This window comes from Brevibacillus fortis (assembly GCF_003013395.1).
Taxonomy (GTDB): Bacteria; Bacillota; Bacilli; order Brevibacillales; family Brevibacillaceae; genus Brevibacillus; species Brevibacillus fortis.
On sequence record NZ_PXZM01000001.1, the window covers coordinates 104,472 to 116,805 of the forward strand.

The 12,334-nt window shown below is 44.6% G+C and carries 17 protein-coding genes; 5 read left to right on the forward strand and 12 right to left on the reverse strand.

Annotated features, from left to right (window positions below):
* The first annotated feature begins 88 nt into the window (after positions 1-88).
* Complete coding sequence (locus C7R93_RS00550) at positions 89-910, forward strand: DUF2785 domain-containing protein (protein WP_106836989.1); 822 nt, start codon at positions 89-91, stop codon at positions 908-910.
* A gap of 80 nt (positions 911-990) precedes the next feature.
* Here C7R93_RS00550 and C7R93_RS00555 read toward each other — a convergent pair whose 3' ends face one another.
* Positions 991-1,584 (reverse strand): YdeI/OmpD-associated family protein, encoded by a 594-nt coding sequence (locus C7R93_RS00555; protein ID WP_106836990.1) that lies wholly within the window; start codon positions 1,582-1,584, stop codon positions 991-993.
* A 136-nt stretch (positions 1,585-1,720) separates the two neighbouring features.
* Here C7R93_RS00555 and C7R93_RS00560 point away from each other — a divergent pair, with 136 nt between their 5' ends.
* A complete protein-coding gene (locus C7R93_RS00560; protein WP_106836991.1) occupies positions 1,721-2,602 on the forward strand; it encodes a hypothetical protein in 882 nt (293 codons plus the stop codon).
* Between the two features lie 216 nt (positions 2,603-2,818).
* Positions 2,819-3,040 (forward strand): hypothetical protein, encoded by a 222-nt coding sequence (locus tag C7R93_RS00565; protein WP_244191408.1) that lies wholly within the window; start codon positions 2,819-2,821, stop codon positions 3,038-3,040.
* A 482-nt stretch (positions 3,041-3,522) separates the two neighbouring features.
* On the opposite strand, the gene C7R93_RS00575 is transcribed toward C7R93_RS00565, so the two are convergent.
* From C7R93_RS00575 to C7R93_RS00600, 6 genes are all read right to left on the reverse strand, one after another.
* Positions 3,523-4,128, reverse strand: a complete 606-nt coding sequence (locus tag C7R93_RS00575) for a hypothetical protein (RefSeq protein WP_106836992.1) — start codon at positions 4,126-4,128, stop codon at positions 3,523-3,525.
* Between the two features lie 18 nt (positions 4,129-4,146).
* The gene (locus C7R93_RS00580; protein WP_106836993.1) at positions 4,147-4,725 is read right to left on the reverse strand and encodes a zinc metalloprotease; all 579 of its coding nucleotides are present in this window, start codon (positions 4,723-4,725) and stop codon (positions 4,147-4,149) included.
* A 686-nt stretch (positions 4,726-5,411) separates the two neighbouring features.
* Positions 5,412-6,008, reverse strand: coding sequence for a sulfite oxidase-like oxidoreductase (locus tag C7R93_RS00585; protein WP_106836994.1), 597 nt, complete (start codon positions 6,006-6,008; stop codon positions 5,412-5,414).
* A 35-nt stretch (positions 6,009-6,043) separates the two neighbouring features.
* The gene (locus tag C7R93_RS00590) at positions 6,044-6,475 is read right to left on the reverse strand and encodes a CoA-binding protein (RefSeq protein WP_106836995.1); all 432 of its coding nucleotides are present in this window, start codon (positions 6,473-6,475) and stop codon (positions 6,044-6,046) included.
* Positions 6,476-6,522: 47 nt separating this feature from the next.
* Positions 6,523-8,019 (reverse strand): leucyl aminopeptidase, encoded by a 1,497-nt coding sequence (locus tag C7R93_RS00595; RefSeq protein WP_106836996.1) that lies wholly within the window; start codon positions 8,017-8,019, stop codon positions 6,523-6,525.
* Between the two features lie 49 nt (positions 8,020-8,068).
* Complete coding sequence (locus C7R93_RS00600) at positions 8,069-8,443, reverse strand: DUF309 domain-containing protein (RefSeq protein ID WP_106836997.1); 375 nt, start codon at positions 8,441-8,443, stop codon at positions 8,069-8,071.
* Between the two features lie 153 nt (positions 8,444-8,596).
* On the opposite strand from C7R93_RS00600, the gene C7R93_RS00605 reads away from it, so the two are divergent.
* Together C7R93_RS00605 and C7R93_RS00610 are read left to right on the forward strand one after the other, a co-directional pair.
* Positions 8,597-9,073, forward strand: a complete 477-nt coding sequence (locus C7R93_RS00605) for a divergent PAP2 family protein (RefSeq protein WP_015892987.1) — start codon at positions 8,597-8,599, stop codon at positions 9,071-9,073.
* A 12-nt stretch (positions 9,074-9,085) separates the two neighbouring features.
* Positions 9,086-9,853 carry a cobalamin-binding protein gene (locus C7R93_RS00610; RefSeq protein ID WP_106836998.1) on the forward strand — a complete coding sequence of 256 codons (768 nt, stop codon included), beginning with the start codon at positions 9,086-9,088 and terminating at the stop codon, positions 9,851-9,853.
* Between the two features lie 97 nt (positions 9,854-9,950).
* Here the strand turns inward: C7R93_RS00610 and C7R93_RS00615 are convergent, their stop codons facing one another.
* From C7R93_RS00615 to C7R93_RS00630, 5 genes are all read right to left on the reverse strand, one after another.
* Complete coding sequence (locus C7R93_RS00615) at positions 9,951-10,586, reverse strand: 3D domain-containing protein (RefSeq protein WP_106836999.1); 636 nt, start codon at positions 10,584-10,586, stop codon at positions 9,951-9,953.
* A 160-nt stretch (positions 10,587-10,746) separates the two neighbouring features.
* Positions 10,747-11,007 carry a YuiB family protein gene (locus tag C7R93_RS00620; protein WP_017251331.1) on the reverse strand — a complete coding sequence of 87 codons (261 nt, stop codon included), beginning with the start codon at positions 11,005-11,007 and terminating at the stop codon, positions 10,747-10,749.
* 206 nt (positions 11,008-11,213) lie between these two features.
* Entirely contained in the window at positions 11,214-11,357 is a 144-nt protein-coding gene (locus tag C7R93_RS29995) for a YuiA family protein (RefSeq protein WP_238144523.1), read from the reverse strand.
* Between the two features lie 180 nt (positions 11,358-11,537).
* Complete coding sequence (locus C7R93_RS00625; RefSeq protein ID WP_106837000.1) at positions 11,538-12,014, reverse strand: NUDIX domain-containing protein; 477 nt, start codon at positions 12,012-12,014, stop codon at positions 11,538-11,540.
* A gap of 65 nt (positions 12,015-12,079) precedes the next feature.
* Positions 12,080-12,331 (reverse strand): hypothetical protein, encoded by a 252-nt coding sequence (locus C7R93_RS00630; protein WP_106837001.1) that lies wholly within the window; start codon positions 12,329-12,331, stop codon positions 12,080-12,082.
* Between the last annotated feature and the right edge of the window lie 3 nt (positions 12,332-12,334).

Consider the following 12,334-nt stretch of genomic DNA (forward strand, 5'->3'; position numbering starts at 1 on the left):
AGGGAGGTTCATAACCTATTTATGTCGAAACTTAAACTGTCACTTACCGCAAAGTCAGTTCGGAAAACTTCGAGTAGGAGCGTGTAAAATGAATGTAAAAGAAAAGCTGATATTTATTAAAGAAAACGGCTACCAAGCCCCACCCGATACATTCCAATTCATACAAGAAATGATGAGTCACATTGGTTCTTTGGATGCCGAACTACGAGATGACCTCATTTATACAACCTTATCACATTGGATTCCTGACAATTCTCTAACTGCAAACGAACTGGAACAACTGATACCAATCATTTTAGATCAAAACCATTTGCTCTTTAGACTTGGTGAAACAAATACAGATTCTGTCTTTACCCGCTCTTTCTCCATGCTAGTCATACCGCTCCTTCTTATGAGACACAGAGAATCTCCCTTTCTCTCCCGCGAGAACATCCATGCGATCAAAGAGAAAGTTTTTTATAACGTACGAGAAGAGCGTGATTATCGAGGATATGATGAAGAAAAAGGCTGGGCTCATGCCATAGCCCATGCAGCAGATGCATTAGACGAATTAGCTCAATGTCCCGAACTGGATAAAAATGACCTCATCACCATCCTCGATTTGGTTTACGAAAAGATGACCATCACCGATCGCATTTACTCCGATGGGGAAGATGAGCGCATGGTAAAATCCATCATTCGTATTTTGAATAGAAAAATACTTAGCCAGGTTTATGTAGAGCAATGGATTCAAAGTTTTGGTGATATGGAGAAGAGTTCCGAATTTCTTCCTGCCTTTAAACAAAAAAATAATATAAAGAACTTTTTGAAAAGCCTGTACTTCCGGGTGAAATTTTACAAAGTAGATGCCGATCTCTGCCCAACCATTGAGCAGACATTATATAAAGTAGAAAAAGTATACTATTCGTGATATCGCGAATGAAACGAAATACAAAAACAAAAAAGAGGCGGTTCTCTCGCCTCTTCTTCACCATTTTCTCATCAAATATACTAATCATTTAATCCCTTTCCATCGAGAATTTGATGCATACATTTTTCAACTCTTGCCTCTCGCGTTTTGGCTTGTTTGGGTGCTGAAAAATGAAGAATGTAGGCTCTTTGCCGTCCCGGAGTCAATGCGTCAAAAGCAGTTTTCAAGGTAGGGATTTCATCCATTTTCTTTTGCAATTCTTCAGGAATGATGTATTCTTCATGCTTTTTCAGGCTCACTTCCAAGCCAGCTTTTTCAACTTCAATGGCTTCTTGAATATAGGCCTTCAAAATAGATTCCATTTCCATGATTTCTTCCACATTGGTGAACCGGATCTGGCGCGCAGCCTGTACATTCTCCGTTTGTTGAATGAGAATCCCGTGTGGATCCTTTAACAAGGCACCTTTTTGAAACAGAAGCGCACAATATTCTTTAAATCCATGTATTAAAACGATGTTTTTTTTCTCAGACGTATAACAAGGATGCATCCACTTAAATTCTTCGGTCAGCTCACACTCAAGAACAATATTTCTCAGCTTCTCAAATTCTGCCTTCCACTTTTTCGCTTTACTTAAAAATTCATCAACCTTAGGATTCGTTCTACTCGTTGTCATCAAGGAACACCCCTCATCTAGTTGGTGTCATGTCAATTTTTAGTTTTGACATCATGGTATTTGTATTATTCTATCATCATATATACAGGTTCCTTCTTTTAAAGAAGGAGCTCTATCAGAGTGAGAGGTGATTGATATGGATATCGATTTCTATAAAAAATGGGCTTGCCAAAAAATGATCGAATCGTCACAAAGCAATATATGGGAAGGCCATTGGGCGTGTGCGGTTATAGCTTTGACTACACTTTTGGAAGAAAAACTGGTGCCTGCCAAGGTGGACAATTTGATTCATGAAAATCTTGTCAAAATAGTAGAAGAACATGCAAACGAACAGCTGTATCGAGCAAACAAAGTATACGAGGACTTTCCTGCTCAAATGATGAGACTGCTTATCCAAAAGAACCATACATGCCATGCTCTTGGTCATGACGTGATTTACTCTTTCTATTTGCTGAGTATGCTCTCTCGTTCCGATATTCCGGCAACTGCCGAATTGTTTGATGCCATGGGGAAGATTGTGAATGGTTTCGCAGCATCAGGTCCTGGTTATGTTACTGTGAATGGGGAGAATATCGTCATTGATCCTGATGGCATACCAAATACAGGTGGAAGATTACAGCTGACTCCGGAGGCAGTGCTGGACTTGCTCCAGGACTTTCAGAGACCGCTGCAAATGGAGAAAGGCGACATGCAGTTGGGGCATATCCTTACGCATGGCCACGCTATTGTAGAAATGAAACAAGCGTATCGCCAGTATGTATACGACAATCTCGATCCGGCCTTTTACGCAAGAATCAACCTCTTGGCTTATGCAAATACACTCGAGGAAAAACGAGTTGAATCCGATATGGCGGTTACAGAAACCGAGTTGAATCCATTAGAACCTTCCTACTGGGAACAGGCATTAGTTGAAAGCAGGCATGGCCATTATTATAAATACGCGTATAGTTATTTGAGACTTTGCCGAATGGCGGGGCGTAATCCATCTGATTTTCGAGTGTTTCAACGTATTCTGTGAACGGATTGTGTTTAAAGCAAATGTAAGTCATTTAAAATGAAAGAAGAGGCGGAAAATATCCGTCTCTTTTTATCCAATCAATCCCAAGCAAACCCATCTCCTCAAAATAGGTCGGGTTTGTTGTTTATTAGGTAACGAGAATAACCGAAACACGACACTTTTTATCCAACTCATCCAACTCCCGAGCCAGAACCAACTCCAACCGGTAATGACGCATTGCTTGTTATTAAAATGATTAGTGGCCTTGAGAAAGAGTTTGAGCTATCTGCTGCAGAGATTGAAGACTTTATTAACTGGTATAACAATCGCGCTGATGGTAACGGCAAGGAAACCTACATGTTTGAAAAAGACTTCAATATGGGTCCATTCACCGCTCGAAAAGATTATGTAGCATTTAGTAAGATTCAATCCTTTGAAGTGATGGAATATACCAAATAACACGCCGAGGCATCTCCTATATAACAGGAGGTGCCTCGCACTTTTTAAGACGCTGGTTTATGCTGAAAGAATAAAGTCGGCAAACACTCATGATTGCAGCATACCGCTCATTGTCCCGTTTCGAAATTTGACTTGGGCTTTTATCTGAGGCTGAATTTACACATACCCCTGTTCCTCTCCGGTAATTAAACTACTTTGCCACTCCATATGTCTGCTTATGGATTGGCGACACTCCCCGCTCGATAACGATAACACCTGAAAGGTCGTACGTTCACATGCGCCAGCCATCCGAAGGCTCCCTTATGCCTACGCCTACCTACGATATAAACGTCAGCATAGCTGTAGTTGATGATCTTTATGAAATCGGCTGTACGCTTATCCACATAGTAACAACCGTCCTTACGCTTATTTTTTTTGTGAGAATTAACCTTCTGTTACAAGAAAGCCCCCGAATAGTTCGGAGGCAACAATTTAACTAATGGCTAATTATACTTCTCTAGAACTTCTTTCTTCAATTTATTAAACTGCTCAACATTTTCACCAAAATATTCACTTTCCTCTAAACTACGGTACGTATCAGTTGGTTGTGCTTTTTTAGCCTTTGTATTCTGCATACCTGCACTGATATCATACTTACCTTGATACATTCCAATAATTGCATATCCTTCTTTATCACCTGTATCTCTCAAGAATAATACGTAGGTACCTTCTTCATTCATGAGATTATAGCCTTCAACTGTATCAAAAACATTACCTTCGAAATATGCAGGCTCATATACAGAGATTCTATCTCCTTCTTCAAGACTTCCCTTGTGAACCTTCTGTATTTTTACTTCTGACTCTGAAGCAGTTTTTACATCACCTTCGCCAAGATTCCATTCTTTTAATGATCTCTTTCCAGTAAATTCAGCTTGCACTATATAGCCCGAGTACTTTTCAACCTCTTCAATATTTTCAAACAAAATAAAATCGGCCTGATTCATAGCAACTCGATAATCTTTTTCAGTAGTGTTTAATTCTTTATAAGAAAATGCTCCTCCTATCAACAAAGCAATTGTAGCAACAGAAACAGCGATCAATTTTTTCATAACTCCACCTGCTTTCTCCTAATACTTCCAGGATAAATTATTTTCGTCTAATGTCGTAGGATCAGTAAGGCTCAACTTTCCTTGCTGCATTATAGAATTAGACGCTTGATGGACTAAACCAAGTCCATGACCAAATTCATGAATTGTAGTTTTTCTGCGGTTTGCAGAACTGTAGTTATAGTAATCCATATATTCACGATTTAGAATTATTTTCACTCTATCCCAAGATTCAGTCCCGTAATGTCTTTCGTAGTTATCATTGTCGTCTAAATAATATACGCGAGTCTCTCCCGCATAATCCAATCCATATTGACCTGCAGTAACCCTTAAATCGTAATTAGAAGAAGACGCATTGGATGTATCGTAGCTAATATTAGCTCCAGAAATACCTTCATAGTCTTCTATAGCTTCGGTAACACCACCTAGTAGATTCTCATCTGAAACTGAAGCAGTGATATAGGTATCAATGTCCTTGACATAACTTGCTGTTGGAGTAGCATCAAAAAATGCATCACCCCTCGTCAATTCCGCATATGCTACATTGGTTAAAGAAAAAGCTCCTAGTAAGACTAAACTAAATACTCTTTTTTTATTCATTTTTATGCTCCTTTTTATAATTGTTGCATACAGTTAATGGAATTAACAAAGTGTAAAATCGTCTATTCTCTTACCTCCTCCGAACTTCCATAATTATATAATAATTTACATTTTTTTCTTGTCAAACAAAAAAATACAATTTCATTTTTAACGACGTGCCTGTGTTCTCACTGTAAACACAAGAACAACCCTCCAAGACACTAAGCCTAGCGGGTTCTTTACTACTGTGATCCTCAGTAACAACTATACATGCCCGTTCGCCTTTTGCTTGGCGTCGTGCAAATTGTTAAGCCGCACTTAACATTCAGCTTTTAAATGTTCCACATTATAGATACGTTCTTGTTGTCAATCACGGGTGGTTACGAGAACATAGTACAAAAAACGATCCCTCGATTTTTGGGTAGCCGCTCCGCCCACATAGAAATGGTGCCCATCATTGGGCCATATGACATTTTATGCTAATCCTAATTAAGGATATCAGAATCAAGGGCGATTGCTTTAATAATTTTTCCATACAGAATCGTTTCGTACAGGTTATCCCGACATTAGTCAGGTTGTATCATTGTACTTGCATACCCAGACTCGTATGGTGAAGCCGTTGGTGAACCAAAACAACGAGTACCTTGCAAAACTAAGTCACTTAAAACGAAGGAAGAGGCGGAAATTATCCGCCCCTTCCTTACTAATCAATCCCAAGCAAACCTTTGCTCTTTCCAAGGATCGCCATACATATTATATCCGTTCTTCTCCCAAAACCCTTGCTTGTCTTTCTCCATAAACTCAATCCCACGCACCCACTTGGCGCTTTTCCAGAAGTAGAGGTGCGGAAGGACAAAGCGGAGCGGCCAGCCGTGCTCAGGGGTCAAGTCTTCGCCGTTGTGTTTCGTAGCGAACAAATTACCGTTTTTCATAAAGTCGACTAGCGGAATGTTCACAGTCCATCCGTGCTCAGCGTGCAGCATGACGTACTTCGCTTCCGGCTTCACCTTTACCAGCTTCAGAACTTCCTCCACCGGAATGCCTTCCCATTCATTGTCCAGCTTGCTCCAGCCTGTCACGCAGTGAATATCGTTGGTCGTGCCGCCTTTTGGCAGAGCCATCATTTGTTCGTAAGTCAGCGTCACTGCTTCTTCGACAAGACCGAAAAGGCGAAAGTTCCACTCTGTGGACAGGTCTGTATATTCAGGAACCTCCCCGTAGTGCAGGACAGGAAAGCCTGTCGTCTGCTTCTGATTAGGGGGAATACGGTCGCGTTTGGTGTCTGATGATGGATTGATAAACATTTGTTTCCACTCCCCTCGCTGATCAGTGTCCTCGATTATTTTCCAACCCGCAAAAGAGCGTGATCTACCTTGATGCACATGTCCTGCACAACCTCGATGCCTTGATCTGCAACCAATTTAGCAGCTTCTTCGTTGGCAATGCCTTGTTGCATCCAGAACACTTTTGGCTTATTCTGCATTTTCAATGCTTCCTCTGCAACAGGCATCATGTCTTCGCTGCGGCGGAATACATTGACGATGTCGACTTGCTGATCGATCTCAGACAGGCTGGCAAGCACTTTTTCACCCAAAACCGTTTCTCCGGCAATAACAGGATTGACAGGGATGATCGTGTAGCCTGCATGTTGCATAGCCTGCGATACCATATAGCTGGTGCGGTCCTGCTTGTTGGACAGACCCACTACCGCAATTGTTTTTGCATCCTCCAGCAGTTGGCGACGTGCTTCGTTGCTCGGATTTTGAGCCATGTGAAAACACTCCTTTTTATTTTGGAAATGGTATGTTGAACTACCTCTTATTCACTGCGACTGGAGACAAACTCAACAATCGTGCGCGTCATCGCTCCAGTACCGCCAGCTGGTTGCATGTCGCCAGCACTTGCTGTGTATGCCGTACCCGCAATGTCCAGATGTACCCACGGTGTGTCGCCAACGAATTCTTGCAGGAAAACACCGCCGATGATGCCGTGTCCATAACGTCCGCCAGAGTTTTTCAAATCGGCAAAACGGCTCTTGTTCAGGCTGCGGTATTCATCGAAGGTAGGGAGCTGCCACAAGCGCTCACCCGCCACGTCTGCTGCATTCATCAGCTCATCCAACAGTGCATTGTCATTAGTCATGGCACCAGAGCAGAAATGACCGAGCGCGACCACGATACCACCCGTCAAAGTAGCGGCATCCACCAGGCAAGACACGCCTTGCTCTTTTGCATAGGTGATGCAATCAGCCAGTACGAGGCGACCTTCTGCGTCTGTTGTAATAATCTCCACCGTTTTGCCGCTCATGGTCGTGATAACATCGCCTGGACGGAAAGCCGTTCCGGATGGCATGTTTTCCACAGTACCGACGACAGCCAGTACGTTTACTTTTGGTTTAATCTGCCCCAATGCCTCCAATGCGCCGATCATCGTAGCCGCTCCACCCATGTCCGACTTCATGTCTTCCATGCCTGCTACCGGCTTGATGGAGATACCACCTGTATCAAACGTCACGCCTTTCCCGATCAAACCGATGACATCGTCCCACGTGTCTCTTCCTTGATATTTGACAGCCACGACGTAAGGCTCAAGCTCGCTGCCTTTCGCTACAGAGAGCACTCCGCCCATCCCCAGCTCTTCCAGCTTCGCTTTTTCTATTACTTCCACAGTCATGCCATAGCGCTCGGCTACCGCTACCATCGAATCCTTCAAAGCGCATGGAGTCAAGTAGTTAGCTGGTTCATTGACGAGCGTGCGCGCCAGATTCGTCCCGGATACGAGCGCCGTACCACGCGCAACACCTGCCTGTACCAATGAGGCATCGCCATCTGCTGATAAAATCTGCACTGTCGCAACTGGGTCTGACTCACGCTTTGCCTTTTGGCGGTAGCCTTCATAGTTGTATTCAGCAAGTCCAAAGGCTTCCGTCACTGCCTGCGCCAGACGGTCAGCACTCAGATGCTCTGTTGTTGGCAAATCAATGACCACTGTTTTGCCGTTGCCTTTTCCCACAACCGTTTTGGCTGCACGTCCCCATGCATTTCGGGCTGCGACGAAATCAAATTTGCCTGGATCGCCCATACCGACGATCATCAGTTTTTTCGCTGCTACGCTGTTCATTCCGTGGACAACCGTAACTTCCTTTGCTTCACCCGTAACTTCCTGGTCCTGCTGCAAGCCACTCAGACTGCCTCCAAAAGCTTCGTCCAATTCCGGGTATACTTGCGAAATCTCCTCACCCTTCCATAGCGGGACAATCAGTTCATCACACGCAATATTCACGAGCTGTAAGCGGTTTTCTACTGCTACTTTCATATACTCTTCCCTCTTTCTCTGTGGTAGGATACAATATGGGCACATTTGTTTAAAAAGATGTGTCGACATATAAGCGCAAGGATGGAAACGTCATGGCTTTTGCCTCTGTGTAAGAAATGACATCCTTTTCCGGCAATAATTTCTCGCATTCATCTATGTAACGAAGAACTCTTGTTACGTCCAGCCCCCAATGAACGGGTTGGTAACGGGTCAAATACTTTCGTGCATTGCCTAACATCCAGCGAGCACCTTTTATATTGCCGTATTCTTGGTGATACAGTCCGACTGACAATTGCAAGAGTCCTTGCAAAAACTTGTCTGACTTATCTTCCATCCAGATGTCTTCCAACAGATCGTGGCATTCGTAGTATTCGCCATCATTGAATTTTTCAATGAACTGTAAATACTGCTCGGGATACCCCATGGATGCATGCCTCCGTTTCGAACCTTCCGTCTTCATGGTAACACAGATTGGCAGTGACTTTACATCCAAACAAAAACTTCACGGATTAAGACAACGCCCTTCTGTTACAATAATCCTAGAGATAAGCGCACAGTAGAAAGGAATGGATTTTCCGTGGCGGATTTTTTTGAAAACTTCCCCTTATGGGCTGCACTGCTAGCCATAGGGATCGCCCAATTTATTAAAATTCCCCTCCATTTTTTTGCAACAAAAACGTGGCAATGGTCACTGCTCATGAGTACAGGCGGTATGCCCAGCTCCCACTCCTCTGCCGTGACGGCACTATCCACAGCCGTGGGACTGCGTGAGGGCTTCGGCAGTAACATGTTCGCTATTTCCGCTATTCTCGGTGTGATCGTGATGTTTGATGCCGCAGGTGTCCGCCGCCATGCCGGTATGCAAGCCGTTGTCTTAAATAAGCTGGTCGATGAATTCAACCACCTGTTAGAAGGAATGAAGTCGTTAAAAGTACGCCCTAGCCAGGAAAAAGCAAAAAAACTGAAAGAACTGCTCGGTCATCAACCCATCGAGGTATTGATCGGCGGCTGGTTAGGCGTCATGATTGCGTTATTGCTCCATCCGTTTTTTTAAAGGAGGGCTCACATGCGCATTGTTTCCATCTGTCCCAGCAATACCGAAATCCTGTATTATTTAGGCCTGCATGAGCATGTCGTCGGTTTGGATGATCACTCTGACTGGCCACCGGAGTGGCAGCATCTCCCCCGGGTTGGACCCGATTTGACCATCGATATGGACCTGGTCGTTGCCCTCCAACCGGATCTGGTCGTAGCATCGCTCTCTGTTCCTGGCATGGAGAAAAATATAGAAGCTCTGCGCGATAGAGACATTCCTCATATCGTCCTGAACCCTTCCCGGATCGGAGAAATCGCTCACGATATCCGACTTGTCGGTGAGGCGACAGGAACACAGAGGCAAGCCGAGCAGCTTGCGGTCCAATTTGACCAAACCATTGAAAGCATCCGACAAAAAGCCGCGAAGTACGCTCAACGCCCGAAGCTATACTGGGAATGGTGGCCGAATCCCATCTACACACCTGGTCAGGAAAACTGGTTGACCGATGTAAGTGAAATTGCGGGTGCCACCAATATTTTTGCAGATTATCCTGTCGCAAACGTCAAGGCTACCCGGGAAATGGTCATGGAACGCAATCCGGATCATATTTGCGTCGTCTGGTGCGGAGTTGAACTGAAGCGAATCAAGCCTGACATGATCACAACTCGTCCAGAGTGGATGAACATGAACGCGATTCGAAACAATCAGGTCCACTTGTTGGAAGAAGGCCTCTATTGCCGCCCTTCTCCTCGCATTTTGGAAGGTCTGGAGAAGCTGGTTGATTTGATTCATACATAATGACACAAAAAACGTTCAAAGCCTGTGCCTTGAACGTTTTTTCTTTGTTTCTTTCATGCCACCGCTGTGGCATCATTTGTATTTGTTTGGTTAGTTGCTATTCAGTTTGTTGTTGCCCGCTGACGGGTTCCGCCATCGCTGCGATTCCTTTTTCATTCAAGTTATTGAGAAAAGCTTCCGTTACTTTACCTTCGCCTTTTTTTACGATATACACGTCCACCGATTTTTTCCCCCATTGCGAGAATACGTCTTGCTTGGTCTCGAAATACAGGTCGATCTTATGGCCGCGAATCGCCCCACCCTTGTCAGCTACGACGCCATATCCATAACCGGGGATGTACAAAATGGTCCCCAGCGGGAAAACACGCAAATCAGCTGCAATCGTGGAATAGTCGTCTCTACGTACTTTTACACCTGAATATGTAATGCCATAGGACGGGTGAGATGGATTTTTGCCCGTCGACTCGTATCCAGCATAGTAGCCTGTTGCTACTACACGTACTTTTGGATATTGATCGTGAAATGCATCCGCTTTATCAATCACTTGAGTAAGAGAACTGGCAGATACCGTCCGTTTTTTGACGACACGCTGCCCCTCTTTCGTTTCCTTGATTCCAAAGGTGGATGAGACACCGTGATCTCCCACAACATTATAGCTGTATCCATCGCTTGCGAAGGCCGTCAAGACCAGGATGAACAGCGCGACGATACTTACAAACTGTTTCCTATTCATTTCTTGGTAAACCTCCTCTCGCTTCTAGTCATGTCCCGACGAGGAGGAAAGTATACACAAATTTTGGTTGATTACTGAAATATTCAGTAAGTTGCACGCATTTCCAATCAAATTGAAAAAGAAAAACAGGCCCAAAACAAAGGCCTGCTTGCACTTTTTGTTAAAACATCCGATATCCTTTTTTCCGAAGCGTTTGAATGGTCCAGCCGCTCGCCACTGTACCTGCCATGCCGCAGCCCAGAATGAGCGAATCCCAAATTCCTGGAACGATTTGTTGATAGACAAGCGCCCCTACCACTACGCCAACGCCGATCACAACTGGAAACCATGTCGTTTTCAAAATCATGTTTAAAATAAACCCAATGCCAAACCCTAGCACGGAGAACAGAACAATGGATACCATAAATTGCATCAAATTCATCGACGAAAAAGACCTCCTGCCACCTTCTCCACCTATTGCCACTTATTCGGCAAATACAGGAAAGACGGGCTATTTTCGGTATTAAGTGTAGCAAAAAGGCGAGGGGTCGGTCAATAAGAGAAGCCTATCTTATGTGTTGCATGCGAGACAGAAAAAACCGCCGATGCATTCGCTTCGACGGATTTCTATACGAGATTTCCCTGTCATTATTGATGAAAAGAAACAGCTTCCTTCTGAGCTTCCTGTGTACCAGCTCCATCACAGTTAGGGCAATTCTCCGAGCCCCCCAGGAGCAGTTGGAAATACCCTTGGCCATGGCAGTACGGGCACTGTTCTTGTTTTTGTCTCATGTTGAGCTCCCCTTTCGGCATACATGCGCGAGAATTAATTGCATGTATTTTCAGATTATTTTGATGTATCTAACTATATCAGAATCTTCCCTTGGTTCACAATGCACTTCATTGCGAAAAATCCATAAAAAACCGCAATGTAAGCGAAAACATTGCGGTTTATCTAGCTTATTCGCAGTATTACTTAAAGATTTTATAGGAAGTGTATTGAAAAACGGGATCGATAGCAAACGATTGACCTGTCATTCCTTGCTCCCGTTTGATATAGTCCGGCAAGATGATTTTCAAATAAGTCGAAGAAAGCGGGTCATGTAGTAGCTCCTGTATCGGCATAAATCTCGCCTCCGCGATCTCACCTTCCTGCGGGCGCGGTTCTCCCCCTATGTAATCCATCCAAAAAACGACCATATTGTCGCTAATGGACTCCCGAATGACACCTGAACGGATTCCCGCTACCTGTCGCACAACTGCCTCGACACCCGTTTCTTCCAGTACCTCACGCACGGCAGCTTCATCTACAGTCTCACCTTCCTGCACGAATCCCGCAGGAAACGACCATTGTCCTTTTAGACCACTGTACGTTTTTTTGACAACCAATGCTTCTTGCCCGCGAATGACGATCCCGCAGGCGCCAAGCCAAACCTTCCCCTCGCGCATCCTGCTCGCTCCTTCCATGTCTTGGCTAAACGAAACCCCCGGCTCTTCTTCGCCGGGGGTACTTATCAATCATCCTCGTCATCTAGGAGCCCATTATCGATCATGTATCGCAGATTTTCCCGATCCCTCTCGCGGCCCTTTTCCTTTAGCCGGTCGATGGCAGGTAGGATGAGAATATCTACTTCACGCTGTACATGCCATGCCAAATCGTGTCGCCCCTGTTCTTCCAGGTAAAGGCCCACTTCCATCAAGGCGTTGTACCGATCCATCTCTTCGCGGACCATGAGCCCCCGGACTTGAATGCTCGCGTGACGCATCGT